24 protein-coding genes are annotated in these 24,921 nt (G+C 64.7%); 9 read left to right on the top strand and 15 right to left on the bottom strand.

The window, feature by feature from the left end; all coding sequences use genetic code 11:
• The first annotated feature begins 33 nt into the window (after nucleotides 1–33).
• Nucleotides 34–453 (top strand): acyl-CoA thioesterase, encoded by a 420-nt coding sequence (locus AC56LG_RS09820; RefSeq protein ID WP_497165933.1) that lies wholly within the window; start codon nucleotides 34–36, stop codon nucleotides 451–453.
• Nucleotides 454–462: 9 nt separating this feature from the next.
• Here the strand turns inward: AC56LG_RS09820 and AC56LG_RS09815 are convergent, their stop codons facing one another.
• Nucleotides 463–765 carry a hypothetical protein gene (locus tag AC56LG_RS09815; protein WP_497165932.1) on the bottom strand — a complete coding sequence of 101 codons (303 nt, stop codon included), beginning with the start codon at nucleotides 763–765 and terminating at the stop codon, nucleotides 463–465.
• 211 nt (nucleotides 766–976) lie between these two features.
• On the opposite strand from AC56LG_RS09815, the gene AC56LG_RS09810 reads away from it, so the two are divergent.
• The gene (locus AC56LG_RS09810; RefSeq protein ID WP_497165931.1) at nucleotides 977–1,483 is read left to right on the top strand and encodes a Dps family protein; all 507 of its coding nucleotides are present in this window, start codon (nucleotides 977–979) and stop codon (nucleotides 1,481–1,483) included.
• Between the two features lie 57 nt (nucleotides 1,484–1,540).
• On the opposite strand, the gene AC56LG_RS09805 is transcribed toward AC56LG_RS09810, so the two are convergent.
• Genes AC56LG_RS09805 through AC56LG_RS09795 form a run of 3 tightly spaced genes read right to left on the bottom strand, consistent with a single transcriptional unit; the run spans nucleotide 1,541 to nucleotide 4,837 of the window.
• Complete coding sequence (locus tag AC56LG_RS09805) at nucleotides 1,541–3,016, bottom strand: M48 family metalloprotease (RefSeq protein WP_497165930.1); 1,476 nt, start codon at nucleotides 3,014–3,016, stop codon at nucleotides 1,541–1,543.
• Between the two features lie 2 nt (nucleotides 3,017–3,018).
• Nucleotides 3,019–3,396 carry a hypothetical protein gene (locus AC56LG_RS09800; protein ID WP_497165929.1) on the bottom strand — a complete coding sequence of 126 codons (378 nt, stop codon included), beginning with the start codon at nucleotides 3,394–3,396 and terminating at the stop codon, nucleotides 3,019–3,021.
• Nucleotides 3,371–4,837 carry a CHASE2 domain-containing protein gene (locus AC56LG_RS09795; protein ID WP_497165928.1) on the bottom strand — a complete coding sequence of 489 codons (1,467 nt, stop codon included), beginning with the start codon at nucleotides 4,835–4,837 and terminating at the stop codon, nucleotides 3,371–3,373. Before AC56LG_RS09795 ends, AC56LG_RS09800 begins: the two co-directional genes overlap by 26 nt.
• A gap of 421 nt (nucleotides 4,838–5,258) precedes the next feature.
• Here AC56LG_RS09795 and AC56LG_RS09790 point away from each other — a divergent pair, with 421 nt between their 5' ends.
• The gene (locus AC56LG_RS09790) at nucleotides 5,259–5,864 is read left to right on the top strand and encodes a PEP-CTERM sorting domain-containing protein (RefSeq protein ID WP_497165927.1); all 606 of its coding nucleotides are present in this window, start codon (nucleotides 5,259–5,261) and stop codon (nucleotides 5,862–5,864) included.
• Nucleotides 5,865–5,910: 46 nt separating this feature from the next.
• On the opposite strand, the gene AC56LG_RS09785 is transcribed toward AC56LG_RS09790, so the two are convergent.
• The 7 genes from AC56LG_RS09785 to pyrG form a co-directional block, all read right to left on the bottom strand.
• Nucleotides 5,911–6,348: a hypothetical protein gene (locus AC56LG_RS09785; RefSeq protein WP_497165926.1), complete on the bottom strand. Its 438-nt coding sequence runs from the start codon at nucleotides 6,346–6,348 to the stop codon at nucleotides 5,911–5,913.
• 280 nt (nucleotides 6,349–6,628) lie between these two features.
• Nucleotides 6,629–7,033 (bottom strand): DUF3224 domain-containing protein, encoded by a 405-nt coding sequence (locus AC56LG_RS09780; protein WP_497165925.1) that lies wholly within the window; start codon nucleotides 7,031–7,033, stop codon nucleotides 6,629–6,631.
• Nucleotides 7,034–7,165: 132 nt separating this feature from the next.
• On the bottom strand, nucleotides 7,166–7,432 hold the full coding sequence (locus AC56LG_RS09775) for a hypothetical protein (protein ID WP_497165924.1): 267 nt from the start codon (nucleotides 7,430–7,432) through the stop codon (nucleotides 7,166–7,168).
• Between the two features lies 1 nt (nucleotide 7,433).
• Nucleotides 7,434–7,793: a cell division protein FtsB gene (gene ftsB, locus AC56LG_RS09770; protein WP_192051030.1), complete on the bottom strand. Its 360-nt coding sequence runs from the start codon at nucleotides 7,791–7,793 to the stop codon at nucleotides 7,434–7,436.
• Nucleotides 7,794–7,878: 85 nt separating this feature from the next.
• Nucleotides 7,879–9,162 (bottom strand): phosphopyruvate hydratase, encoded by a 1,284-nt coding sequence (gene eno / locus AC56LG_RS09765; protein ID WP_497165923.1) that lies wholly within the window; start codon nucleotides 9,160–9,162, stop codon nucleotides 7,879–7,881.
• A gap of 95 nt (nucleotides 9,163–9,257) precedes the next feature.
• Nucleotides 9,258–10,115 carry a 3-deoxy-8-phosphooctulonate synthase gene (kdsA, locus tag AC56LG_RS09760; RefSeq protein ID WP_497165922.1) on the bottom strand — a complete coding sequence of 286 codons (858 nt, stop codon included), beginning with the start codon at nucleotides 10,113–10,115 and terminating at the stop codon, nucleotides 9,258–9,260.
• Nucleotides 10,112–11,815 (bottom strand): CTP synthase, encoded by a 1,704-nt coding sequence (gene pyrG / locus AC56LG_RS09755; RefSeq protein ID WP_497165921.1) that lies wholly within the window; start codon nucleotides 11,813–11,815, stop codon nucleotides 10,112–10,114. The genes kdsA and pyrG overlap by 4 nt, the downstream gene beginning before the upstream one ends.
• A 251-nt stretch (nucleotides 11,816–12,066) precedes the next feature.
• Here pyrG and AC56LG_RS09750 point away from each other — a divergent pair, with 251 nt between their 5' ends.
• A complete protein-coding gene (locus tag AC56LG_RS09750; RefSeq protein ID WP_497165920.1) occupies nucleotides 12,067–13,767 on the top strand; it encodes a methyl-accepting chemotaxis protein in 1,701 nt (566 codons plus the stop codon).
• A 232-nt stretch (nucleotides 13,768–13,999) separates the two neighbouring features.
• Here the strand turns inward: AC56LG_RS09750 and AC56LG_RS09745 are convergent, their stop codons facing one another.
• Nucleotides 14,000–15,331: an amidohydrolase gene (locus AC56LG_RS09745; RefSeq protein WP_497165919.1), complete on the bottom strand. Its 1,332-nt coding sequence runs from the start codon at nucleotides 15,329–15,331 to the stop codon at nucleotides 14,000–14,002.
• Nucleotides 15,332–15,630: 299 nt separating this feature from the next.
• On the opposite strand from AC56LG_RS09745, the gene AC56LG_RS09740 reads away from it, so the two are divergent.
• The 3 genes from AC56LG_RS09740 to AC56LG_RS09730 all read left to right on the top strand — a co-directional run bounded on the left by AC56LG_RS09740 (nucleotide 15,631) and on the right by AC56LG_RS09730 (nucleotide 19,080).
• Nucleotides 15,631–17,337 carry a methyl-accepting chemotaxis protein gene (locus AC56LG_RS09740; protein ID WP_497165918.1) on the top strand — a complete coding sequence of 569 codons (1,707 nt, stop codon included), beginning with the start codon at nucleotides 15,631–15,633 and terminating at the stop codon, nucleotides 17,335–17,337.
• A gap of 193 nt (nucleotides 17,338–17,530) precedes the next feature.
• The gene (locus tag AC56LG_RS09735) at nucleotides 17,531–18,730 is read left to right on the top strand and encodes a sensor domain-containing phosphodiesterase (RefSeq protein WP_497165917.1); all 1,200 of its coding nucleotides are present in this window, start codon (nucleotides 17,531–17,533) and stop codon (nucleotides 18,728–18,730) included.
• Between the two features lie 92 nt (nucleotides 18,731–18,822).
• Entirely contained in the window at nucleotides 18,823–19,080 is a 258-nt protein-coding gene (locus tag AC56LG_RS09730) for a hypothetical protein (protein WP_497165916.1), read from the top strand.
• A 242-nt stretch (nucleotides 19,081–19,322) separates the two neighbouring features.
• Here AC56LG_RS09730 and AC56LG_RS09725 read toward each other — a convergent pair whose 3' ends face one another.
• Nucleotides 19,323–19,712, bottom strand: a complete 390-nt coding sequence (locus AC56LG_RS09725; RefSeq protein WP_497165915.1) for a COG4315 family predicted lipoprotein — start codon at nucleotides 19,710–19,712, stop codon at nucleotides 19,323–19,325.
• 181 nt (nucleotides 19,713–19,893) lie between these two features.
• On the opposite strand from AC56LG_RS09725, the gene AC56LG_RS09720 reads away from it, so the two are divergent.
• Both AC56LG_RS09720 and AC56LG_RS09715 read left to right on the top strand, forming a co-directional pair.
• A complete protein-coding gene (locus tag AC56LG_RS09720) occupies nucleotides 19,894–20,856 on the top strand; it encodes an ATP-binding protein (RefSeq protein WP_497165914.1) in 963 nt (320 codons plus the stop codon).
• The gene (locus AC56LG_RS09715) at nucleotides 20,853–21,491 is read left to right on the top strand and encodes a response regulator (RefSeq protein WP_497165913.1); all 639 of its coding nucleotides are present in this window, start codon (nucleotides 20,853–20,855) and stop codon (nucleotides 21,489–21,491) included. The genes AC56LG_RS09720 and AC56LG_RS09715 overlap by 4 nt, the downstream gene beginning before the upstream one ends.
• On the opposite strand, the gene AC56LG_RS09710 is transcribed toward AC56LG_RS09715, so the two are convergent.
• Entirely contained in the window at nucleotides 21,488–23,740 is a 2,253-nt protein-coding gene (locus AC56LG_RS09710) for a TonB-dependent receptor (protein ID WP_497165912.1), read from the bottom strand. The genes AC56LG_RS09715 and AC56LG_RS09710 overlap by 4 nt on opposite strands.
• Before the next feature lie 299 nt (nucleotides 23,741–24,039).
• A complete protein-coding gene (gene bla, locus AC56LG_RS09705; RefSeq protein ID WP_497165911.1) occupies nucleotides 24,040–24,921 on the bottom strand; it encodes a class A beta-lactamase in 882 nt (293 codons plus the stop codon).

The following is a 24,921-nucleotide window of genomic DNA, read 5'->3' as shown; positions in this document are numbered from 1 at the left end:
CACTAAGCTGAAAGGTTATTGACGATGCGCGACATGCCCCGCTCCGCCTTCCCCCATTTGTCGGCATTGCCGACGCGCTGGATGGACAACGACAGCTACGGGCATGTCAACAACGTCAACTACTACAGCTTCTTCGACACCGCGGTCAATCGCCTCCTGATCGACCGCGGCGTGCTCGACATCCACAAGAGCGACATTGTCGGCTTCGTGGTGGACACCGGCTGCTCCTACTTCAGTTCGATTTCCTTCCCCGACACCATCCACGTCGGCGTGCGCGTGGCAAAGCTCGGCACCTCGAGCGTGCGCTATGAACTGGCTTTGTACCGCAACGACGAGCCCCTGCCCTCGGCGGCGGGGCATTTCGTGCACGTGTACGTGGATCGGCCCAGCGGCAAGTCGGTGCCGATTCCGGCCCCGGTGCGCGAAGTCCTCGCCAGCCTGCAGGCTGCTTAGTTACCTAACTTAGCGCAGGTGCGCGATCTCGACCGAGCCGTTTTCGTCGAACACCGGCGCTGACTGCGCCAGGCGCACGGCATCGTTGAAATCGCGCGCCGCGACGAGACAATAGCCGGACAAGGCGCTGCTGCTCAGCTTCGGGCCGATCAGGCGCGTCGGTACTTCGACACTGCCGTGGCTCAGCGCGCCGCGGTCGAGCAACGCCCCGCCCAGCTCGTTGAACCAGGCATCCCAGCGTGCCGGATCATGTTGCGGACCTTCGGCCTGCCCGATGGTCGCACCCCGAAAAACGATCAGAAACTTTTCCATGCCGTCTCCTCCGCGGTTGTTGCGCACGTGGCCATGCGCCAGTGGCTCGACCGTAGCACAAGCCTGCGGGCGACGACGCACGGCATTGCCGTGTCCCGGAATTGAAACGGATCACCGTGCCGCACGTTTTTCCAGCCGGTGCTAAGCTGTTGCATTGTTAGCAGTGTTGCAAATTTCACCAACACTGACATTTCACTTATGGAGAACTGCAATGCACATGGATACCGGAATCAACACCGAGGACCGCGCCAAGATCGTCGAATCGCTCTCGACCGTACTGTCGGACGCCTTCATGCTCTACCTGAAGACGCATAATTTCCACTGGAACGTGACCGGTCCGATGTTCTCGACCCTGCACGTCATGTTCGAGGAACAGTACACCGAGCAGTGGAACGCGCTGGACGACATCGCCGAGCGCATCCGCGCGCTGGGCCACTTTGCCCCTGCAACGTCGCGCCGCTATGTCGAGCTGTCGGGCATCACCGAAGAGCCGGAAGTGCTGTCGGCCAAGGACATGATTCGCCAACTGGTCGACGGCAACGAAATCCTGGTGCGCACCCTGCGCGCGGGCGTCAACGTTGCCGACGAGCTCGACGACTTCCCGACCGCCGACATGCTGACCACCCGCATGGAAGTTCACGAGAAAAACGCGTGGATGCTGCGCTCCTTCCTCGAGCAGGGCGCCGGTTCGCAGCAGGGCGAAGCGTCGTCGGACTAAGTCAGTACCGCCGCGGCGCGCCCCAACCAAGGGCGCGCCCGGGTTGTATTCCTATTTCTATTTCCACTTGAGCATTTTCATGACCTTGTCGGCCGCGTTCTTGCTCAATTGGTCTTCCCGCGCCTTGGCCTGCGCTGCCTGCTGGGCGCGTTCCTGTTCGGTATTGGCGCTCTCGGCGCATGCCTTGCGGTAGCTTGCGTATTGCAGGCAACGCGTCATCATGCCGGTCTGCGCCAGCGCGTCTCCGGTCTCCCGGTAGATGGCCACCATGTCGGGCATGGCGCTGGCCGGTTCGCCGAACATCTTGAAGAGCGTATCGAGTCCTGCTTTCGCCTGTGCCGGTTGCGCCGGCATGTGGGCCAGGTACACCGCCTGGCGCAAGGCGTTCCACGAGCGTTCCGGCCAATCCCTGTTGAGCACCAGAACCTCTGCCTGCTGAAGGGACGAGGCCCCGGTGCGCCGCATCGCATCCTGCAGCGTCAGCAGCATGGTGGCGTCGCCCGCCGTGGCGCCGGATGCGGCCTGTTGCGCCAGCTTCAGCGCCTCGCCTTGCTTGCCCTGCGCCTGCAAGGCGGCGATGCGCGGCAACAGCGCGAAATGGGCCAGCACCTCGGCCGTGCCCGGCGCGCGCAGCGCCGCCTGCCACGGGGCCTTGCGCGGCGACGGGCGCGGACGCGGCAACAGCGGCGCGACACGCTCGGTCAGCAATGTCTCGCGCTCTTGCGCACTGGCGTGGGTCTTGCGCGCAGTCGTGCCCGCCACGGCCGCACCGGTCGCATTTGCCGCATTTGCCTGGACGGCCGCGTCGCGCGCTTCGAGCGTGGCGAGGCGCTCCAGAAACGTCTTGAAGCCCGCCGGATAGGAATAGCCGGCGCGCATGCTCAGGTGCACCCCGGCCATGTCGGCCTGCTGCTCGACGTCGCGCTGCCACACCGGAATCAGCGCGTCGTGGGCCAGGCTGTTGGCGGCGCCGATGGTGTCGCCCACGCCCCACTTGATGGCGCCCGTGCCACCGATCTTGCCTGCCAGGACACCGAGGATGGTGCCGGCAAAGCGCAGGTTTTCCGCCGTGTTATGGGTTTCGTAGGTGGCCTGGTGGTTCAGGTACACGTGGGCGAACTCGTGCGCGAGCACGGAATAGATTTCGTCCTCGGATTCGGCCGACTGGATCAGCGCGATATGCAGGAACAGGTTGCCGGCGGCCGACGCGTGCGCATTGAGCGTGGTGTCCGCCGAGATGTACACCGATCCCGGCCAGTCGGGCACACCGGCCGACGCCTTCAGCCTGGCGTACAGGCCGTCCAGGTACTGTTGCAGCGCCGGCATCGATATCAGGCCGTTGCCGTGGACGCGGTTATCGTCCAGGCTCGCGCGGGCGTCGGCCCACACATGGGGCGGCGGCGGCGGCAGTTCGGCGACACCGACGACGGCGGGGATCTCGGCCGCCGCTGCCGCCGATGCCGCCGGGGCAGCCGCCATCCAGGCGAGCGCGGCCAGCAATGCCCCAGCGCGCACGCGGTTCGGTGACAGCATCCTCATTTGCAGCGCACGCGGCCAAGGCCCGGGGCGCCGGCAACCGGCACCGGCTGCACCTGGCCGACGCGCGCCAGCTGTGGACAAGCGTCGCTCGACGCCCGCGACACCGTGACCTGCATGGAATCGACCCAGGCATCCTTGCCGTTCACGGCAACCCGATAGAAGCTGTTCTTTTCTTCCTTGATCGCCCATGGCAGGCCGGCCACCGGCAACATGACGCCCGGCTCGGCATTGTCGGGAACGGCGAACACCTCGACTTGCCTGCCCTTGACAGCGACGACCTCGTCGGCGGCAAACGCGGTGCCGGCCACGAGGCCCAGGAAGAGCAGCATGGCGGCCGGGCGCGCCAGCTCAGCTAGCAGGGGTGGGAACATCATCGACAGACTCCTCGGACAATTCGGTTAACGGGACGGGTTGGGTGGCGGGCGGGGTAGCCGGCAGCAGGTGGCGGCGCAGTTTTTCGTTCAGGTCGAACCATTCGGCAAACAGGGTCATGAAGATCACGCCGACCACGGACAATACGCCCAGGCCGAAGAAGCGCTGACCGGCCCAGATCATCGCGTACCCGACTACGAGCACGCTGGCCACGCGCACCAGCCACACGGCGGGCAGCACCAGCAATGCGCCCCATTGCACGCGCCCTGCCCTGTGCAGGCGCAGGCGGGTCATCCAGTACTCGACCGGCTCCTCAAGCGGTTGCGTACCGAACCGCGCCTCCACCCAGGGACGCAGCAGCTTGGGTACGATGGTCACGAACAGGATAGCCAGCACCAGGAAGACGACCAGCGGCGCCTGTTCGCGGCCGAGCTGCATGGAGATGTGACGCGCGTGGTTGTCGCCGTCCACCAGCAGGTTGTCGAGCGCCATCGCGTGCAGGTAGATACCGGGAATGCGGCCATGCAGGGGCGACTGGACGAAGTCGCCCGAATTCGTCGTGCCCAGTCCGACAAGGACGAGCTTGCCTTCGATCTGGCTGCGCAGCTGCGCCTCGCCGTCCGCGCTCGTGTTCGCAAGATCGCCGGCATGCAAGGTTTCGTGATACACGCACAGCGGCTTGTCACTGTCCTCGTACCGGAGGTCGCGGATGCCCTGGGGCAGCAACTCGGCCCAGCCGCTCCATGGCCGGCAATACGAGGCGGCGTTCGGGCCGGCATCCTGGCGCCAGCCGGTGCCCTGCCCGGCCTGGTAGCTGCCCCAGGTCAGGGCCAGCGGATGCCCTGTCGCCGCCAGCGCGCGGCCGCTGGCCGCTTCATGCAAGGCCAGCGCTGCACTCTTGAGCGGCGCGGCGTCCTGCCCGGCGCGTGCGGCGACGAGCGGATAATTCCAGGCGACGCGGTCGATATCGTCGGGGGTGTACTGGATCGCCACCTTGTCGAAGCATTTACCGTCGAGTGCATCGATTTCCGGGCGCAACCGATAATTCCCGCTGCCATCGCGTGCACTGGCCAGGAATACTGCGATGCCGTCGCGCCGCAGTGCGCATAATGTGCGGGTCAATGCGCCGAGCGAAGGATCGTCGCGCTCTGCACTGAAATAGATATCGACGAAGATGGCTTTCGGCTTGTATTGCGCAATGGCGCCAAGCAGGCGCGCGGAATACCCGTAACGGGCGGGCCACACCTGCCCGGCCGCCGCCAGCGCGGCGTCGTCGATCAGCAGTACCCGGATATCGCCGCGCCTGCCCTCCCCATACTGCGCCCCCGCAATCGGCGCATACACGCGCGCCTGTTCGCGCGTGGCGAATTCCTCGCCAAACAGCCATTGCAGGAAGAACGCAAGAAAACAGCCGGTGACAAGCGCGAAGGCGCACTCGTACATACTACGCCGGAGTGTTTTCTTTTCTGGAGCAGCATTCACCTGTTCATTCCGGATGGACGATAAAAGGCGAAGCATGCCCGAAAAGAGCTTTTATGACAATTATTAATTTTATATTAGAAAGATTCTGCGGAATTTTTAGAACACATTGTTAAATACGAGATCGGCTGCGTTATCGATTCGCGCTTGAATAATCTGCATCGCTGATTGCGCATCGTTTGATAGCAGCAGTGCCGAGGAATTATGCCGAATCGAGAAATGTATAGCGGTGAAGAGCAGCCTGCTTGCCGCACTGTCGGCCCCTTCCTGTCGGAAATATTTACACCTGAAGGTCAAATAGTTGAGCGAGCGTTGATCTTCATAGGAAACATTTGTTCTGGAACGTTCCTTGCTTTTGGAAAGCTACCAAAACGGAGGATTTTTCATGAACATCAAGTCTGCCCTGGCCGCTGCCGCCCTGTCCCTGCTTCCCCTGATGAGCCATGCCGGCATCGTCTACGAATGGACGGCGACCAACGGCGCAACGCCATGGGGCATTACGCTCGAACTCGAATTCGACCGCCGGACTGTCCAGTCCGGCGCCTTCCAGCTCGATTTCAACAGCTACGACGGCACCGTCAAGGCACCGCGGCATGGCCTGCTGGGCTTGCGCTACAGCTTCCCCGGCATGAGCGAGCAAATGGATTACTCGTCCGTGAATGGCCGTGGATTCAGCACTGAACTGGGCTTCATGCAAATGGACCTGCGCTTCGGCGCAGACGGTTTCCTCAGCGGCAGCTTCTATGCCAACGACCAGTCCTCTCACATCGGGATGGAATCGATCGGACAGGCGTTCACGGTCACCGACGCCAACAGCGACGAGGGCATGATCGGTGCCGGCTGCGAAGCATACAGTGACTTCCCATGCATTGGCGCAACGGGCTACTTCCAGCGCGTTCGGGAAACCGAGGTTCCCGAACCGGCGAGCCTTGCCCTGCTCGGCGCCGGACTGATCGGCCTGGCCGGCCTGCGCCGCCGACGCGCCGGCTAAAAGCTGAAAGCAAACCTTGGGGTCGATTCCGACCCCATTGCTGTCCTCAGCGCTGCGCCATGCGCGAAGAAAGGACAACCACCTGGGCCAGGTCGGTATCCGGCACAAAGCGCATCGTCATCCCATCCGCGTACTCGCCTTCCCTGAAACGCATGCTGACCTTGCCGTCGCGCGAGACGAATGTATCCTTGCCGATCGAACGCAGCCGCATCGGCTTTTCGCCGTCGATGCGCGCCTCGATGTAACGCCCCGACACCATGGTGACTTTCGTTTGCCAGCCGTTGGACATGCTGTACGAGCCGGCAATCTCGCTCGCCTGGTCCGGCGTGACGAAGATGGTGGCGGCGGGCGCCGTCACCTGCACGGTCGACCCGGCCGACTCGTCGTCGACTTGTGGATAGGGCAGGGTACGGGCCGAGGCGGCGCTGGCCAGGAGGAGCAGGCAGGCAGGGAGCAGGCGGTGCAGGCGGAGAGCGGGACGCATGATGGTTCCTTTACGAAGCGGGATAGATTTCGGACCAGGCAGCCCGCGGCCGCCTGCTCCTTCGGGATACCGCAATGCATTCCAAGTGGATTGCGGATGACCCAGTCTATGCCGGCGCCTGCCGGCAAAACAGCACTATCCAGCCCGTATCACGAAACAATCTCAAGCTGCATAAAAGCAGATCACAACGAAATGAATCGATTTCCCGCATGCAGATGCCAGATTTCGAATCATATGGGGTCGATTCTGCCAAGCATCTCCCACTCCTGCGGACCGGCGTTCACACTTGCGGCAGGATGTAATCGAATTCGTAGAAATGCTTGCGCTCCTCGATGCGGATGCGCATCGTGCCGGCGATCCCGGTCAGCTCGCCGGTGCCCGAATCCGGCACGACCGTGATCGACAAGGCCTGCGCCCCGCGCGCCATGGTGCCGCTGTGCTGGACGACGAAGCTGCCACTGCGGCCCTGCAGGGTGCCGGTCACACGCTCGATCGCCACGTAGCCGGCCGAGCCTTCGGTGGTGGTCATGGCCGACAGCATTTCGCCTACGCCAGTGCCTTCGAGCTCGCCATGGTAGCGCTTGTCGATGGCCATGCGGCCGGTGGTCATGCCGTCGCGTACCTCGGGCTGGCCTTGCGGGGTGACGGTCACGTCGAATGGTCCTGCGACATGTTGCTGGCTCATGATCGGCTTCCTTGTGAATGAAGAGATAGCGAACATTCTAGGGCAATCAGGGCGGCTTGCGGACGCTGGTAAAGGCGCTTATTGCATGTCGTAGTCGCGACGGGTCATCGGCCGGCCGAACAGTCGCGACGCTTAGTGCGCCGCCCCTGGCATATGCAAATCGATCACCTTCATGATCGCCAGCGTGGTCCCCATGCTCATTTCGCCGCTGGCGAAAGCATGGCGCAGCTCAGCCTGCGGCAGGCCGGCGGCGGCGGCCAGGTGGGTCGTGCCTTCGGCATGGGCGGCGACGGCGAAGGCGTCGGCGAGGCTGGCGGCGTCGCCGCTCTCGAAGGCGGCGGCGAGGTAGGCGGCGAGCGCCTCGAGCGTCGTCAGGGACGCGGGGTTGGTGGCATGCATGTCAGTGGGTCGGTGCGTGGGCGGCGCCCTTGCCGGGCTTGGGCGCCGGCGGTGGCGGCGGCACCGTCATCGATTCGGTCGGCTGCTCGTCTTTCCTCAGCACCTGCACGAAGATTTCGTTCTGCTTGATCATGCCCAGCTCCAGACGCGCGCGTTCCTCGACAGCGCCGGTGCCTTCGCGCAGGTCGCGCACTTCGGATTCGAGCTTGGCGTTGCGCGCCTTGAGCTGCTCGGTCTTGACCTGGGCCAGCTGGACCTGGTCGCGCATGTCGGCGACGGCGAGCATGCCGCCCTTCCCCAGCCACAGGGGATACTGGATCAGGACGAGTAAAGCAGCGAGAACGAGCGTAATGATGCGCATGGCGGAATTCGGGAACGCGGGCCGCGCCAGGATGGGCGGCCCGCGGGGTACATCGATTTACTTCAGACGGATCACTTCAGGCGCATTACTTCAAATTATAGAACGCGTCACGGCCAGGATAGCTGGCGACGTCGCCGAGGTCTTCCTCGATGCGCAGCAGCTGGTTGTACTTGGCCATGCGGTCCGAGCGCGACATCGAGCCGGTCTTGATCTGCAGGGCGTTCAGGCCCACCGCGATGTCGGCAATGGTCGAGTCCTCGGTTTCGCCCGAACGGTGCGAAATGACGGCGGTGTAGCCGGCGCGCTTGGCCATCTCGATGGCGGCGAAGGTCTCGGTCAGGGTGCCGATCTGGTTGATCTTGATGAGGATCGAGTTGCCGATGCCCTTCTGGATGCCCTCTTTGAGGATCTTGGTGTTGGTGACGAACAGATCGTCGCCGACCAGCTGCACGCGCTTGCCCAGTGCGGCGGTCAGCGTGGCCCAGCCTTCCCAGTCGCCTTCGTGCATCGCGTCTTCGATCGAGATGATCGGGTACTTGTCGCACCAGGTCGAGAGCATGTTGGTGAAGTCGGTCGCGGTCAGTTGCAAGCCTTCGCCTTCCAGGTGGTACTTGCCGTCCTTGTAGAACTCGCTGGCGGCGCAATCGAGGCCGATCGCGATCTGGCTGCCGGCTTCGTAGCCTGCCTCTTCGATCGCCTGCATGATCAGCTTGATCGCTTCTTCGTGGCTCGAGACCGATGGAGCAAAGCCGCCTTCGTCGCCGACCGCGGTCGACAGGCCTTTCGAATGCAGGATCTTTTTCAGGGTGTGGAACACCTCGGCGCCGTAGCGGATCGCTTCCTTGAAGCTGGGCGCGCCGACCGGGATGATCATGAATTCCTGGATGTCCAGGTTGTTGTCGGCGTGGGCGCCGCCGTTGATCACGTTCATCATCGGCACCGGCATCTGCATCGCGCCCGAACCGCCGAAGTAGCGGTACAGCGGCAGGCCCGCTTCTTCGGCAGCGGCCTTGGCCACGGCCATCGACACGGCCAGCATGGCGTTGGCGCCCAGGCGGCTCTTGTTCTCGGTGCCGTCCAGGTCGATCAGGGTGCGGTCAAGGAAGGCCTGTTCGTTGGCGTCCAGGCCCATGATGGCTTCGCTGATCTCGGTGTTGATGTTCTCGCAGGCTTGCAGTACGCCCTTGCCGAAATAACGCTTCGGATCGCCGTCGCGCAGTTCGATCGCTTCGCGCGAACCGGTCGATGCGCCCGACGGCACGGCCGCGCGGCCCATCACGCCCGATTCGAGCAGGACGTCGCATTCGACGGTCGGATTGCCGCGCGAGTCAATGATCTCGCGGCCGATAATATCAACGATAGCACTCATGTTTGCATCTCCAAAGGGTAAAAATCGTCTCGCACATGAAAGTCGAGGCGCCAAAGAGGCGCCTCGTCATGCAATGCTTTATAAGCTCAGCAGTATTATGCCTTGAAGTCGTTCTCGAGGAAGCCCGCACGCTTGACCACGCGGTCGATCTCGACCAGCGTCGTGAGCAGTTCCTTCATGCGGCCCAGCGGTACCGCGTTCGGGCCGTCCGACAGGGCGTTCTTCGGATCCGGATGGGTTTCCATGAACAGGCCGGCGATACCGGCGGCAACCGCCGCGCGCGACAGCACCGGGATGTGTTCGCGCTGGCCGCCCGAGGACGTGCCCTGCCCGCCCGGCAGCTGCACCGAGTGGGTGGCGTCGAACACCACCGGGCAGTTCGATTCGCGCATGATGGCGAGCGAACGCATGTCCGAAACCAGGTTGTTGTAACCGAACGAGGCGCCACGCTCACAAGCCATGAAGTTGTCCTGATTCAGCCCAGCGGCAGCTGCGGCCGCCCTTGCTTTATCAATCACGTTCTTCATGTCGCCCGGGGCCAGGAACTGGCCCTTCTTGATGTTCACCGGCAGGCCCGAACGGGCGCAGGCGTTGATGAAATCGGTCTGGCGGCAGAGGAAGGCCGGGGTCTGCAGGACGTCGACGATGGACGACACTTCCGGAATCTCTTCCTCGGTGTGGACGTCGGTCAGCACCGGCACGCCGATCGTTTTTTTCACGTCGGCCAGGATCTCGAGGCCCTTTTCGCGGCCGGGGCCGCGGAACGAGGTACCCGACGAGCGGTTCGCCTTGTCGAACGAGGATTTGTAGATGAACGGGATGCCGAGTGCCGCGGTGATTTCCTTGAGCGTGCCGGCGACGTCGAGCGCCATTTGGCGCGATTCGATCACGCAGGTGCCGGCGATCAGGAAAATCGGCTGGTCCTGGCCTACTTCAAAGTCGCATAACTTCATGCTGCGTCTCCTTGCAAAGCGGTTGGCGCCGCATTAATTGGTCCATTAGCGGCAGTCGCGGTGTTCGCCGACTGGTGTGCCAATGCCGCCTGGATGAACGACGTGAACAGCGGGTGGCCGCTACGCGGGGTCGACTTGAATTCAGGGTGGAACTGCACGCCCATGTACCACGGGTGCGCGTTGTCGCCGCTGCGCGGCAGTTCCATGATTTCGCACAGGTTCTCGTTCGGGGTACGCGCCGCGACCACGAGGCCGGCCGCTTCCACCTTCGGCAGGTAGAAGTTGTTGGCTTCGTAGCGGTGGCGGTGGCGCTCGGTGACCACGTTGCCGTAGATCTCGGCCGCCAGCGTGCCCGGATTGACTTCGCAGGTCTGGGCGCCCAGGCGCATGGTACCGCCCAGGTCCGAATTTTCGTCGCGCTGTTCGACTTTGCCGTCGTGGTTTTGCCATTCGTTGATCAGGGCGACGACCGGCTGGTCGGTCTCGAGATCGAATTCGGTGGAGTTCGCGTTCGGCAGGCCGGCCATGTGGCGCGCGTATTCGATCAGCGCGACCTGCATGCCCAGGCAGATGCCCAGGTACGGGATCTTGTTTTCGCGGGCATAGCGCGCGGCCATGATCTTGCCTTCCACGCCGCGCTTGCCGAAGCCGCCCGGCACCAGGATGGCGTCGTACTTGGCCAGGTGGTCGCAACCCGTGCTTTCGATCTCTTCCGAGTCGAGGTATTCGATGTTGACGCGGCTCTCGGTGTGGATGCCGGCGTGGCGCAGCGCTTCGGTCAGCGACTTGTACGATTCGGTCAGGTCGACGTACTTGCCGACCATGCCGATGGTGACTTCGCGCTTCGGGTTTTCCAGCGTGTAGATCAGCTTGGCCCACATCGACAGGTCGGCCGGCGGCGCCTGCAGGTCGAGCGCTTCGAGGATGATGTCGTCCAGGCCCTGCTCGTTGAGCACTTGCGGCACTTTATAGATGGTGTCGACGTCCCACACCGAAATCACGGCCTGCTCTTCGACGTTGGCGAACAGAGAAATTTTCGCGCGCTCGTCGTCGGGAATGCGGCGGTCGGCGCGGCATAGCAAGGCGTTCGGCGAAATGCCGATCTCGCGCAGCTTTTGCACGCTGTGCTGGGTCGGCTTGGTTTTCAGTTCGCCGGCCGATGCGATGTAGGGCACCAGGGTCAGGTGCACGAACGCGGTCGACTTGCGGCCGGCGCGCAGCGACAGCTGGCGCGCGGCTTCGAGGAAAGGCAGCGATTCGATGTCGCCGACGGTGCCGCCGATTTCGACCAGCGCGACGTCGACACCTTCGGCGCCGCGGCGGATGTAATCCTGGATTTCGTTGGTGATGTGCGGGATCACCTGCACGGTCTTGCCGAGGTACTCGCCGCGGCGTTCCTTGCGGATCACCGATTCGTAGATCTGGCCGGTGGTGAAGTTGTTCACCTTCTTCATGCGGGTGCTGATGAAGCGCTCGTAGTGGCCGAGGTCGAGGTCGGTCTCGGCGCCGTCGTCGGTGACGAAGACTTCGCCATGCTGCATCGGGCTCATGGTGCCCGGATCCACGTTAATGTAGGGATCGAGCTTGAGCATGGTGACTTTGAGGCCGCGCGATTCGAGGATCGCGGCGAGAGAAGCAGCCGCGATTCCCTTGCCCAGGGAAGACACGACGCCGCCAGTGACGAATACAAATTTGGTCATTGTGCTGAAGGTGCCGAATGGCACGCGCGGGAAATTGAAATTATACCTCAAACAGGCCGATGCAGCTTCACCAACGGCCCCCTGCCGGGCTGGCGCGGCCGTTTTTACCTTCTCGCACGAGCCCTGTTTCGTAAAGACAACACCTCGCGCCATCACACATGGAATGAGGGATATATATCTCAGTTGTAATTGAAATTGCCCTAGATCAAGGTTACATTCGGATTTTCCTCATTTGTATAGGCATTGGCGCCATGGGCTTTCTCAACAACCTCAACATTGGCAAGCGCCTGGCGCTCGGCTTCGCGCTGACCCTGGCCATGGCGGTCCTGATCGCCACGGTCGGCATCGCCCGCGTCAACAGCGGCGCCGCCAGCACGGCGCAAGTCCTGGCCGAGCCGCTGGCCAAGGAACGCATGATCACCGAGTGGACCATGCAGGTCTTCGGCGCCGTGCGCCGTACCGCGGCGATCGTCAAGAGCAGCGACGCCAGCCTCGGTCCCTTCTTCAAGGAAGACAGCGCCCAGACCGGCAAGCGCTCGGCCGAGCTGCTCAAGCAGATCGAAGCCCTGATCGTGCCCGGCGAAGAAAAAGCCCTGTTCGACCGCATTACCGAACAACGCAAGGCGTATTCGAGCGCGCGCGACGAAGCCGTCAAGGCCAAGGCCGACGGCGACCAGGAACTGGCCGCGCGCATCCTCGACGAGCGCTTCACACCCGCCGCCAAGGCGTACCAGGAATCGATGCAGCAGCTCGTCGCCATGCAAGCGGCGCACATCAGCGCCACCGCACGCGACATCGACGCGCGCGCGCACGACAGCCAGACCCTGATCGGCACGCTGGCCCTGTGCTCGGTGCTGCTCGGCGCGCTCGCCTCGTGGCTGCTCACGCGCGGCATCGTGCGCCCGATCCGCGAAGCGGTGCAACTGGCCGAGATGGTGGCCGGCGGCGACCTGACGCGCCGCATCGACGCCACTTCGAAAGACGAGACCGGCGCCCTGCTGCGCGCCCTCGCCCACATGAACGACAGCCTGGTGAAAATCGTCACCGAAGTGCGCAGCGGCACCGACACCATGGCCGGCGCCTCGGGCGAAATCGCCAGCGGCAACCTCGATCTCTCGAGCCGCACCGAACAGCAAGCCGCCTCGCTCGAAGAAACCGCCGCCTCGATGGAACAGCTGACCGGCACCGTGCGCCAGAACGCCGACAATGCGCGCCAGGCCAACCAGCTCGCGATCACCGCCTCGACCGTCGCGATCGAAGGCGGTGCTGTCGTCGGCCAGGTGATCACGACCATGGGTTCGATCAACGAATCGTCGCGCAAGATCGTCGATATCATCGGCGTCATCGACGGCATCGCCTTCCAGACCAACATCCTGGCGCTCAACGCCGCCGTCGAGGCGGCGCGTGCCGGCGAACAGGGCCGCGGCTTCGCGGTCGTCGCTTCCGAAGTGCGCAACCTGGCGCAGCGTTCGGCCGCCGCAGCCAAGGAAATCAAGATCCTGATCGGCGACTCGGTCGAGAAGGTCGACGTCGGCGCCAAACTGGTCGACCAGGCCGGCGCCACCATGGAGCAAGTGGTCGAATCGATCCGCCGCGTCACCGACATCATGGCCGAGATCACCCATGCGACCCACGAACAGACCGGCGGCATCGAGCAGGTGAACCAGTCGATCGGCCTGATGGACGAAGCGACCCAGCAGAACGCCGCCCTGGTCGAGGAATCGGCGGCGGCGGCCGGCGCGATGCAGGAGCAGGCGGCCAGGCTGGCGCAGGCGGTGCGCGTGTTCAAGCTCGATGCGCAGGCGGCGGCGGTGGCGCCGGCGCCGGTGCGTGCCATTGCGGCGCGTCCGCAGCCGGCAGCGCGTCCAGCGAAAGTGGCGAAGGCGCCGGTGGCCAAGCCGGCTGCGCGCGCCAAGGCCACGGCCGCGGTCGACGAATGGGAAGAGTTCTGATCGCCGCCGTTTGACATGATCGACGAAGCCGCCCGCATGCCGGGCGGTTTTTTTTGCGGCGCGAATGTTCAACGGGTGAACCGCGTGGGCACAAGTGCCCACCCTACAAGGCAGTCGTAGGGTGGGCTCTCGAGCCCACGCGGTATGGCGCATGAAAGTCCGCGCCATCACCGCGAGCCACAAACAAAAACGCCGGCATCGCGCCGGCGTCTTCCTTCCTGCTTCAACTACCTTACTTCTTCTGCCCCGGCTTCAGCAGATCCAGCAGGATCGCCGTTTCCGCCGTGATGAACGAACGCACGGTCGGCTTGAAGTCCGGCGCCCACTGCGGCGAGTGCGTGCCTGGCGGGTACTTGCCGGCCTTGCGCGCATCGGCCAGTTTCTTCGGTTCGACGGCGCCCACGTGCAGCAGCACGGCCTTCACGCCGGCCTGGCCGTAGTTCGCAAAATCTTCCGACGTCATCTTGGCCGGCATCTCGACCACGTTCTGGGTGCCCAGCGCGCCCTGCACCGCAGTCACGGCGCGTGCGGTCAGCTCGGGGTCGTTGTAGACCGAATCGGCGCCCGGCACGATGTCCACTTGCGGCTTCTTCGGCATGCCGGCGGCCATTGCCTCGCCTTCGACTTCACGCACGATGCTGGCCAGCACGCGCTTGCGCACTTCCGGGCGGAAGGTACGCACGGTCAGCTGCAGCTTGACCTGGTCGGGCACGATGTTGGCCTGGGTGCCGCCATGGATGCTGCCGACGGTGATGACGACCGGGTCGGCCGGGTTGTTCTCGCGCGAGATCAGGGTCTGCAGCGCCAGCACGACGCGTGCCGACATGACGACCGGGTCGCGCGTTTCCTGTGGCGTGGCGCCGTGGCCGCCCTGGCCGTGCAGGGTGATGGTGACGGTGTCCGCCGACGCGCGGAAGTGGCCGGCGTGCCAGCCAAGCTGGCCTGCCGGCAGCGTGCCTTCGTCGTGCAGCGAGATCGCATAGTCAGGCTTCGGGAAGCGCGTGAACAGGCCATCCTTGAGCATCGCGGCCGAACCGGTCAGCGGTTCCTCGGCCGGCTGGCCGACCAGCATCAGCGTGCCGCTCCAGGCCTTGCGATTTTCCGCCATCAGCTTGGCGGTGGCATACCAGGCCGACATGTGGACGTCGTGGCCGCAGGCGTGCATGGTCGGGACGGTCTCGCCGGCCGCGTTCTTGGCGGTGGCGGTGCTGGCGAACGGCAGGCCGGTCTTTTCCAGCACCGGCAGCGCGTCGATTTCGGTGCGCAGCATGGCGACCGGGCCGGGGCCATTTTTCAGGATCGCGACGACGCCGGTGCCGCCGACGCCGGTGGTCACTTCAAAGCCCAGCGCCTTGACGCGCTCGGCCAGCTTCTTTGCGGTCTGGTGTTCTTGGAAGGCCAGTTCCGGGTTGCGGTGCAGGTCCTGGTACAGGGCTTCGATGGCAGGGAAATCCTTGTCCAGCTGGGCGGTGAATTCGGGCGGCAGGGCAGCCGATTGGGCGGCGCCGGCTGCGGTCACGCCGGCCAGCAAAAGGTGTTTCAGGAGACGGGAAGATGGTTTCATGGTGTAGGAAATTGAGGCGCCACGTGGCGCGGGCGGAACGAAATCTATTTCAGATTTCAAAGTTTCATTAGCGTAACAAATTAGATGTCTCAGATCAATATTTAACAATTAACTTCGCGAGACCTTCTGCAAAAGTGTCGTAAAAATTTCCTCAGATCACTTTTTTATAGCTTTCTCTCAGGAAATAACCGTAGAATTTGTCTCCTTCACGCAGTTAATCGTGCACTTCCGTGGCTGCCCTTTTACTCGCACGGCGCAGCCCGCCCTCCCCCCTACTACCTACAACAAGGAATGCTGTAATGGGCTTCATCTCGAATATCAAGATCGGCAAGCGCCTCGGACTCGGCTTTGCGCTGATCCTGGCCATGACCGTGCTGATCGCTTGCGCCGGTATCTGGCGCCTCAACGAAGTGGCCGACGCCACCCGCGCCATGATGGCCGCGCCGCTGACCAAGGAACGCCTGATCACCGACTGGTACAGCCTGAACTTCGCATCGATCCGCCGCACCGCCGCCATCGTCAAGAGCACCGACCCGGCGCTCGGTCCCTACTTCAAGGAAGACGCGGCCGCATCGGTGAAAAAGGCCGCCGAACTGCTCAAGGGGATCGAGCCGCTGATCGCGGGCGACGCCGAAAAGGCCCTGTTCGCAAAGATCCTCGACCAGCGCAAGCACTACAGCGCCTCGCGCGACGGCGCCGTCAAGGCCAAGGCCGACGGCAACGAAGCCGAAGCGGCGCGCCTGCTCGACGAGAAGTTCACCCCGGCCGCCAAGCTGTACCAGGACCTGCTGCAGGAACTGGTCGTCATGCAGCGCACCAGCATCGATGCGACCGCCAAGACGATCGACGCCAGCGCCAAGCGCAGCACGACCATCATCGCCCTGTTGACCGCCGCCGCCGTCCTGCTCGGCGCCATCCTGTCGTGGCTGCTCACGAAGGGCATCACCCGTCCGATCCAGGATGCGCTCGACCTGGCCGAAACCGTGGCCGGCGGCGACCTGACGCGCACCATCAACGCCACCTCGAAAGACGAGACCGGCGCCCTGCTGCGCGCCCTGCGCCACATGAACGACAGCCTGGTAAAAATCGTGACCCAGGTCCGCAGCGGCACCGACACCATCGCCACCGCTTCGGCCGAAATCTCGGCCGGCAACCTGGATCTGTCGAGCCGCACCGAACAGCAGGCCGGCGCGCTGGAAGAAACCGCCGCCTCGATGGAAGAACTGACCACCACCGTGCGCCAGAACGCCGACAACGCACGCCAGGCCAACCAGCTGTCGATCGCCGCATCCGAAGTGGCGGCGCAAGGTGGCGCCGTGGTCGGCCAGGTCATCACGACCATGGGTTCGATCAACGAATCGTCGCGCAAGATCGTCGACATCATCGGCGTCATCGACGGCATCGCCTTCCAGACCAACATCCTGGCGCTCAACGCCGCGGTCGAGGCGGCGCGTGCCGGCGAACAGGGCCGCGGCTTCGCCGTCGTCGCCTCCGAAGTGCGCAACCTGGCCCAGCGTTCGGCCGCCGCAGCGAAAGAAATCAAGGTCCTGATCGGCGACTCGGTCGACAAGGTCGACGTCGGCGCCAAGCTGGTCGACCAGGCCGGCGCGACCATGGAGCAGGTGGTGTCGTCGATCCGCCGCGTCACCGACATCATGGCCGAGATCACCCATGCCAGCGCCGAACAGACCGGCGGTATCGAGCAGGTGAACCAGGCCATCGGCCAGATGGACCAGGTCACCCAGCAGAACGCCGCCCTGGTCGAGGAAGCCGCCGCCGCGGCCGCCTCGATGCAGGACCAGGCGGCAACGCTGGCGCAGGTGGTGGGGGTGTTCAAGCTCGACGGCCAGGCCCTGCCGGCCGCCTCCGCCTCCGCTCCTGCCCGCGCAGCCGCGCCGGCCCCGGTGCGCGCCATCGCCCGCCCCGCCCCGGCCCTGCGCGTCGCCAAGGCGGCGCCGGCCAAGTCGCCGGCACGCGTCGATGCCGACGAATGGGAAACCTTCTAAACGGTTCTGACCGTTCTGCACCTGCTTACCTGAAGCCGCCCGCACAGCCGGGCGGCTTTTTTTATACTTTTCTCAAGTGCCTGCCGAGCGCAAAAGATCCTTGCAGGGATTTACAAGACGAGTAGCAGCAGAAATAAAGTTGGGTTATCGTAAAGCCACCCGAAACATCCGACTTCATCAAGGAGAACCAGCCATGTCCCTGGTAGCGCCTCCCGAACCGTCCGCCGCATCGCTTGGCGACATCATCCACTCGGCCGTCAACCTGGCCCGCATCTGCCTGGGCATGGATGTGGCGTTCATCACCGAGTTCAAGGACGGCATGCGCATCTTCCGCCATATCGCGACGACCGAGGAATTCGTGCCGATCAAGGTGGGCGACGCCAATCCGCTCGAGGAAAGCTATTGCCAGTACGTCGTCGACGGGCAGATTCCGGCGAGCGTCGACGACAGCCATATCTACCCGATCCTCAAGGCGCTGGGCGCGACCGAGGCGATGAAGATCCGCGCACACCTGGGGGTGCCGATCCGCCTGTCGGACGGTTCCGTGTTCGGCACCTTTTGCTGCTACAGCCGCAACCCGTCGTCGCGCCTGCGCGACGTCGACGTCGTGGCCATGACCCAGTTCGCCGACCTGATCGCCACCATGCTCGAACAGCGGGTGCTGGCCGAGCGGGCGCACGAGGCGGCATCGGACCGGCTGTGCGCCCTGATCGCCTGCCGCGGCCTGCACATGGTGTACCAGCCGATCGTCGACCTGGCAAGCGGCACCGTCGTCGGCGCCGAGGCGCTTGCCCGCTTCGAAAACACGCCCGCGGCAGGCGCTCCCGCGCGCGGCCCCGACGTCTGGTTCGAGGAAGCCGATGCCGTCGGGCGCGGGACCGAGCTCGAACTGCTGGCGATCGAACTTGCCGTTGCCGGCATCGGTGCACTGCCCTGCGGCGCCTACCTGTCGATGAACGTCTCGCCGCACACGATCCTGAGCGGGAAGCTCGACGCCTGCCTGGCGGACATGCCGCCGGGCCGGCTGGTGCTGGAACTGACCGAACATGCGCCCATCGAGGAATACGCGGACCTGGTCGGCGCACTCGAACGCCTGCGCCAGGCCGGCCTGCGGCTGGCGATCGACGACGCCGGCTCAGGCTATGCGAGCTTTCGCCATATTCTCCAGCTACGTCCCGACATCATCAAGCTCGACCAGAGCCTGATCCGCGACATCGACCTCGATCCGGGACGGCGCGCACTGGCCATGGCCCTGATCACCTTCGCCGGCGCGACCGGCAGCAGGATCGTGGCCGAAGGTGTCGAGACCGAGCGCGAACTGGCGGTGCTGCGCGCGCTGGGCGTGACCACGGCGCAGGGCTACCTGCTGGGACGGCCCGCGCCCGCCGGCTGACGCCGCGCACCCTTCCCTCCTGTGCACGGCGTGCACGGCGTGCACGGCGCCTGTCGTACCATGCCAGCATCACTTTTCAAGGAGCGAAGACGATGCTGAAACTCGGAAGGGACGACGCGCTGGTCGACAAACTGGGCGCACTGGCGGCAAACGTGGTCGAAGAAGCGCTGGCTTCGGGGCTGGCTTGGGACCAGGCGATTGTCGCCTTCGGCATCGCCTGCAAGGCAATCGCGGCGCAAGCGGCCAACCAGGGCAATGGCACGCTCGAACAATGCACGGCGCATGCGCACGGGCGCCTGCAGTTCGGCATGGAGCAGAGTGCGGACGTGCTCAAGGCCTGGCTGCGCTGAACGCATTGACGGCGTGCCGTTGTAGGGTGGGCGCCCTGTGCCCACGCGGAACTTCGCGCAGACGAGCAGCCGTTCGTGACGCGCTAGCGAGTCATCCGATCACGTGTTCCAAGGGCAGACATTGCGTCTAACGTAGCGCCAACACGGCACAGGCGTCCGCGTGGGCACAGGGCGCCCACCCTACAAACCCGAGCGCCAGGACGGCCATCCGATGTCACGTCACGCACGTCAACCCGGCGCCCTCAATCCGCCACCACGTGCCACACGTCCTTCATCTTGTCCCCCTTGCGCTCGCCCGGCTTGGTATCGTTGGCGAACAGGTACAGGGGCTTGCCCTTGTAGGCCAGCTGCTTGGTGCCGTCGTCGCGCGTGACGGTCGAATACGGCGCGGCGACGCGTTCCTCGGTGACGGGCACCGGCGGCCACATCCTGGCGCAGCCTTCGTTGCAGGCGCTTTTTCCGGAGCCGGCGGTGTCCTTGTCGAAGGTGTAGACCGTCATCCCGGCGGCGTCGGTCAGGGCGCCGTTCGCCTTCTTGAAGCCCGACTGCGCCAGCGCGGCGCCGCTCGAGAACACCAGTGCAGTGGTCAATGCTGCAAGTACAGGGTAATTCGCAGGGTAAATCGCTTTCATGGCAACCTCCTGGATGACAGTGAGTCTGAAGTATAGGCCTAGAGTGGCACGAACGGCACTCATCAAAAATAGTTGACAGACTTGCCAGCACAGGAGGATATTTCTTTCTGTTATGCCTCCCCTTTTCCGGCATACCAGATGAACGCAGTCCGATTGCCACTTCCTGATATCGCCCATATCGATGGCTCAAGATCCTGTTCACACCGCCCCCAGCCGCCCCGCCTGGTGGCGCGGCGTCGCCGCCGACCTGGGTATCGTCGCCCTGCTGACGATGCTTGCCTTCCTCTTCGCTACCCGATTTGAATTATCCGAGCGCATCGCCGCGTGGGAGTTGCGCCACGAATCCTGGCAGGTCGACGAATTGCCGGGCACGCTGGTCGTGCTGCTGGCCGGTCTGCTGTGGTTTTGCTGGCGCCGCACGCGCCAGGCGCGGCGGGAGATGCACGAGCGGATGGCGGCACAACAGCAGGTCGTGACCCTGCTCGTGAGTAACCGCGACCTGGCGCGCCAGCTGATCGTGATGCAGGAAAACGAGCGGCGCACGCTGGCGCGCGAACTGCACGACGAGCTGGGCCAGAACTGCACCGCGATCCGCGCCGACGCCACCTATATCCTGCACGCTAGATCAGGCGACAGCGCCGGCGTCACCGCCAGTGCGCAGCGCATCGCCGCGACCTCGGAAGCGCTGTACGGGATGGTCAAGACGATGCTGCGCCGCCTGCGCCCGATGACGCTCGACAGCCTCGGGCTGGTGCCGGCCTTGCAGGAGTTGTGCGAACTGTGGGAAGAGCAGACCGGTATCGGCTGCGCGTTTTTCCCATCCGCCGTTCCGGACGAACTCGACGACCTGGTCAGCATCACCCTGTTCCGGCTGGTGCAGGAGAGCCTGACCAATGTGGCGCGCCATGCGCAGGCGAGCCAGGTCAGGATCGAGCTGCGCCGCAGCGACTGCGGCGCGCAATTAAAACTGCGGATCGAGGACGATGGCCGCGGCATGGCCGCCGGCGCCGGGCTGCAGGCCGGCTTTGGCCTGACCGGGATGCGCGAGCGCGTGGCCAGCCTGCAGGGCCAATTGCGGATCGGCGCCGGGCCGGGCCAGGGCGTGCGCATCGAGGCGCTGCTGCCGCTCGCGGGGGCTGCATGAGTACAATCCAGGTACTGCTGGTCGACGATCACCCGGTGGTGCGCTCGGGCTACCGCCGCCTGCTCGAGCAGGCCGGCGACATCGCCATCGCCGAAGCCGGCAGCGCCGAGCAAGCCTATCTCGATTTCGTGCGCCAGCCGGTCGACGTCTGCGTCACCGATTTATCTCTGCCCGGTACCGGCGGACTCGAACTGCTGCACCGGATCCGCGCGCGCGACGAGCGTGCCCGGGTGGTGGTCTTCAGCATGTACGATTCGGCGCACCTGGTGCGGCGCACCTTCGATGCCGGCGCCTGCGGTTTCGTCAGCAAGCAGGCGGCGCCCGACGACATGGTGGCCGCGGTGCGCGCAGCACACGCCGGCCAGCGCTTCCTGAGCGCCAACCTGTCGCGCCACCTGCTGCAGGCGGGAAGCGACGACGAAAGCCGCTGCCTCGACTCGCTCAGCCCGCGCGAATTCGAGGTGTTCCGCCTGCTGGCCGAAGGCCGCTCCGCCGCCGACTGCGCACAACTGCTCAACATCAGCCAGAAGACCGCCGCCAATATCCAGACGCGGGTCAAGGCCAAGCTGAACGTATCGACCTCCGCGGCGCTGGTGCACCTGGCGCTGCGCCGCGGGATCATCACCGCCAGTTAGAATTTATAGTTCATCCCCACGCTGAACGAGCGCGGCGCGCCCGGTGCGACGAAGCGCGCATCCTCTGCCTCCCCGGTGCCAAGTGCGGGCTGCACCAGTTGGCCATCCGGGAACATGTTCTCGGCCAGCACGCCATAGGTTTCGTAGCGCCGGTCCAGGGCGTTGTTGATACGCGCATAAAATTCCAGCTGCCGCGTCGGCTTGTAGCTGGCGCGCAGGGCCAGCAAGGCGTGGCCGGCGATGCCGGCATTGCCGGTCGCGGGCGGCTCGTCGTCTTCCAGGTCTTCCAATAAACCGTCTTCGTTGCCTTGCGTGACCAGGCTCGACACGGCGACCAGGTCGGCGCCGAACATCCATTGCGCCGACGGCCGCCAGTCCAGCCCCAGTTTCAACGTGTGGCGCGGCAGGCCCGCGATGCGGGTGCCGGGCCGCACCTGCACGGTACGCTCGCCGGCGAACAGGTTGCCGTCGGCGTCGTAGGTCGCGTCCAGGTAGCTGTAGCCCAGGCGGGCTGCGAACGGGCCGAAGTTGCGCTGCGCCGACAGGTCGACGCCGCGGTGGCGGGTGCGTTCGAAATTATCGAAGTAGCCCAGTTGCGTCGCGCCGGCGCGCAGGAACAGGATGTCGTCGCGGTTGACGCTCTGGTAGACGGAGACCGATAACCTGCCCTTGCCGTTTTCATCCAGGCGTGCGCCCGCTTCGATCGTGCGCGAGGTCACCTGCTCCAGGAAAGGGTCGGCCTGCAGCCCGGTCGGCAGCGCGCAGGGTTGCTCGGGGTCGGCGCAACCGAGTTCGATCACGGTCGGCACGCGCGTGTTCTGGGCCAGGTTGGCGAACAGCGTCCAGCCGCTCCCGATCTGATGCGTGATGCCGATTGCGGGATTGAGTTTGGTGTAGCGGAAGGACTCGCTCGGCTGCACGCCATTTTCGTTGGTCAGGGTATTCGTCACCTTGGCGACGTTGTAGCGGGCCGAGGCCGTCAAGTGGGTGGCGCCGGACAGGGCCATGGTGTCGGAGGCATACAGCGCCGCGTTCCAGGCGTGGCCGCGCACCGCCGCGTCCAGTTCGGATTCGGCGCCGGGAAAGGCGACGGCGCCGCGGCTGTCGTCGAAGCCGGCATCCTCGGTGGTCTGCTCGTAGCGCACTCTGCTGCGCTCGGCCGAGGCGCCGACACTGAACTTGTGGATGCCGACATCGCGCGCCAGGTTCAGCCCGAACCCGTACGAACGCTGGCGGGTGCGGGTCTGGTTCAGCACGCCCGCTGCCAGGCCGAACGCGTCGTCGAGGGTGAAAGGATTGCCGTCATCGTCGACGCACTCGTCGTCCTCGATCGGTGCGCCACCCGCATCGAAGCCGCCCTCACAGGCTTCGACATAGGATTCGTAGGCGGGATTGATGTCGCCGTTGACGGTGCTGCGCCGGCTGTTGCGGCCAAAGACGAGCGCGGAGACGACGGTGCTGCTGTCGAGCCAGTGCTCGGCATTGAAGGCGAGTTGCTGGACCCGGTTGCGGCTGCGGTCGGGATGGGTGTAGACGGTGCGCCGATCGTTCTCGTACAGTTCGTCCGGCAGCAAGCCGTTGCCAACCAGGGTGCTCGAACCGTGCAGCAGCGACAGGTCCCAGTTATCGCGCCCACTGCTGCGGCCGAACTTGGCGAAGACGTTGCCGAGCCGGCCGTTCGAATAGTCGCGCCAGCCGTCTTCCCTAAAACGGGTGCCGGCAACGAAGGCATGCCAGCCATCCTCGAACTGCGCCCCGTAGGCGAGATCGATGCGCTTGCGGCCGAAACTGCCCAGCGAGACGTCGGCCTCGAAGCCGGGGTCGGTGCGGCCGGATTTGGTGCGGAACGCCAGCGCCCCGCCCAGGGAATTCAAGCCATAGGTCGGGTTCGCGCCCGGCACCAGCGTCACGCTGGCAATCGCCGCTTCGGGCAGCATGTCCCAGTTGATGACGTCGCCGAAGCCCTCGTTGATGCGCACGCCGTCGAGAAATACGGAGATGCCCTGCGGCGCGCCCAGCAGCGGCGAGGCGCGGTAACCGCGGAAGGTCAGGTCGTTCTGGAAAGGGCTGCCCTGCACCTCGTTGACGTTCACGCCGGTCAGGTTCTGCGCCATGTACTCGCTCAGGTTGCCCGCCCGCGCCCCCTTGCGCTCGCGCTCGCCGGCGGTCTGCACCGGATAGGGAAGCAGGTTTCGGTCGATGCCGATGCCGGGCAGCGGCGTGGTGCCGATCACTTCGACCACTGGCATCGGAGGATCGGTTTGCGTTTGCGCCTGGGCTTGGGCCGTTAGTGCGGCGCCGGCGCAGGCCAGTCCTAGCAAGGAAGCGCGGACTGGGGGGGGGTTTGTTGGAGGGAGATTGCGTGGATCAGGCAAGACTGGCGGGTGCATGTTCTGTCTCCATTGATGATTTGTTATTGTCAATGAAGGTTACGGCAAATGCATGGGTTCGGGGATGGGAAAAATTCCCGACTTGTCTCGTCGCAGCCACCGTAGCGCTGCCGTCCATTGGACATCCACGCTATTTGGCATGTCTGGATAGTTGCGGTTCAGGTAGACAATGCCCGGGCCACCAGGCGCGTCGCGGCAGCGACAATGTCGTTGCGCGCCTTGCTGTCTTGTACGTGCTGCACCGTATAGATTGACAGCACGATCGGCGCCCGGCCGGGTGGCCAGATCACGCCGATGTCGTTCGCGCTGCCGTACCCGCCCGTTCCGGTTTTATCGGCGACTCTCCAGCCGGCTGGCACGCCTGCACGGATGCGCGTCGCGCCGGTGGCGCAGTCGAGCATCCACTGGGTCAGCAGGGCGCGTTCACGCGCGGGCAGTGCTGCGCCGAGCATGAGGGCATTCAGCGTGACGGTCATCGCGGCCGGCGTGGTCGTGTCGCGCGGATCGCCGGCGTGGGCCGTATTCAGTTCCGGTTCCCAGCGGTCGAGCCGGAACTGGGTGTCGCCGATGGTACGGGCAAAACGTGTCAGCCCTGCGGGACCGCCGATCTCGCGCAGGATCAGGTTGCCGGCGCCGTTATCGCTATGGATGACCGTCGCGGCGCAGAGCTGTTCCAGCGTCATGCCATCCTGCAGGTGCTGCTCGGTGACCGGAGAATAGGTGACCAGGTCGTCCTTGGCATAGCGGATGCGCTTTTGCAGCAGCCCTGGCGCTCCGGCATTGCGTGCGAGGATCGCGGCGGCGGCGATCGCCTTGAAGGTGCTGCACATGGCAAAGCGCTCATGCTCGCGGTAGCCGACGCTGCGGCCGCTGCCGGTATCGAGTGCCGACACGCCCAGGCGCCCACCCAGGTCTTTTTCCAGCGCCGCGAAACCTGCGTCGGTTGCAGCCGCTGCCGGATGGGCGCAACCGGAGAGGTAAGACACGGGAACTGCGGCCAGGGCCGCAAGCATCGTACGGCGTGAAGTGAAGTTGTTCAT

The sequence above is a fragment of the Telluria sp. ZB2R32 genome, from assembly GCF_059685715.1.
This window is presented reverse-complemented; position numbering and strand designations above follow the sequence as displayed.

Excerpts from the sequence above, each read along its gene's own strand:
- AC56LG_RS09820 (WP_497165933.1), top strand. The coding sequence starts at position 34 with ATGCCCCGCTCCGCCTTCCCCCATTTGTCGGCATTGCCGACGCGCTGG.
- AC56LG_RS09815 (WP_497165932.1), bottom strand. The coding sequence starts at position 765 with ATGGAAAAGTTTCTGATCGTTTTTCGGGGTGCGACCATCGGGCAGGCC.
- AC56LG_RS09810 (WP_497165931.1), top strand. The coding sequence starts at position 977 with ATGCACATGGATACCGGAATCAACACCGAGGACCGCGCCAAGATCGTC.
- AC56LG_RS09805 (WP_497165930.1), bottom strand. The coding sequence starts at position 3,016 with ATGCTGTCACCGAACCGCGTGCGCGCTGGGGCATTGCTGGCCGCGCTC.
- AC56LG_RS09800 (WP_497165929.1), bottom strand. The coding sequence starts at position 3,396 with ATGATGTTCCCACCCCTGCTAGCTGAGCTGGCGCGCCCGGCCGCCATG.
- AC56LG_RS09795 (WP_497165928.1), bottom strand. The coding sequence starts at position 4,837 with ATGTACGAGTGCGCCTTCGCGCTTGTCACCGGCTGTTTTCTTGCGTTC.
- AC56LG_RS09790 (WP_497165927.1), top strand. The coding sequence starts at position 5,259 with ATGAACATCAAGTCTGCCCTGGCCGCTGCCGCCCTGTCCCTGCTTCCC.
- AC56LG_RS09785 (WP_497165926.1), bottom strand. The coding sequence starts at position 6,348 with ATGCGTCCCGCTCTCCGCCTGCACCGCCTGCTCCCTGCCTGCCTGCTC.
- AC56LG_RS09780 (WP_497165925.1), bottom strand. The coding sequence starts at position 7,033 with ATGAGCCAGCAACATGTCGCAGGACCATTCGACGTGACCGTCACCCCG.
- AC56LG_RS09775 (WP_497165924.1), bottom strand. The coding sequence starts at position 7,432 with ATGCATGCCACCAACCCCGCGTCCCTGACGACGCTCGAGGCGCTCGCC.
- ftsB (WP_192051030.1), bottom strand. The coding sequence starts at position 7,793 with ATGCGCATCATTACGCTCGTTCTCGCTGCTTTACTCGTCCTGATCCAG.
- eno (WP_497165923.1), bottom strand. The coding sequence starts at position 9,162 with ATGAGTGCTATCGTTGATATTATCGGCCGCGAGATCATTGACTCGCGC.
- kdsA (WP_497165922.1), bottom strand. The coding sequence starts at position 10,115 with ATGAAGTTATGCGACTTTGAAGTAGGCCAGGACCAGCCGATTTTCCTG.
- pyrG (WP_497165921.1), bottom strand. The coding sequence starts at position 11,815 with ATGACCAAATTTGTATTCGTCACTGGCGGCGTCGTGTCTTCCCTGGGC.
- AC56LG_RS09750 (WP_497165920.1), top strand. The coding sequence starts at position 12,067 with ATGGGCTTTCTCAACAACCTCAACATTGGCAAGCGCCTGGCGCTCGGC.
- AC56LG_RS09745 (WP_497165919.1), bottom strand. The coding sequence starts at position 15,331 with ATGAAACCATCTTCCCGTCTCCTGAAACACCTTTTGCTGGCCGGCGTG.
- AC56LG_RS09740 (WP_497165918.1), top strand. The coding sequence starts at position 15,631 with ATGGGCTTCATCTCGAATATCAAGATCGGCAAGCGCCTCGGACTCGGC.
- AC56LG_RS09735 (WP_497165917.1), top strand. The coding sequence starts at position 17,531 with ATGTCCCTGGTAGCGCCTCCCGAACCGTCCGCCGCATCGCTTGGCGAC.
- AC56LG_RS09730 (WP_497165916.1), top strand. The coding sequence starts at position 18,823 with ATGCTGAAACTCGGAAGGGACGACGCGCTGGTCGACAAACTGGGCGCA.
- AC56LG_RS09725 (WP_497165915.1), bottom strand. The coding sequence starts at position 19,712 with ATGAAAGCGATTTACCCTGCGAATTACCCTGTACTTGCAGCATTGACC.
- AC56LG_RS09720 (WP_497165914.1), top strand. The coding sequence starts at position 19,894 with ATGGCTCAAGATCCTGTTCACACCGCCCCCAGCCGCCCCGCCTGGTGG.
- AC56LG_RS09715 (WP_497165913.1), top strand. The coding sequence starts at position 20,853 with ATGAGTACAATCCAGGTACTGCTGGTCGACGATCACCCGGTGGTGCGC.
- AC56LG_RS09710 (WP_497165912.1), bottom strand. The coding sequence starts at position 23,740 with ATGCCAGTGGTCGAAGTGATCGGCACCACGCCGCTGCCCGGCATCGGC.
- bla (WP_497165911.1), bottom strand. The coding sequence starts at position 24,921 with ATGAACAACTTCACTTCACGCCGTACGATGCTTGCGGCCCTGGCCGCA.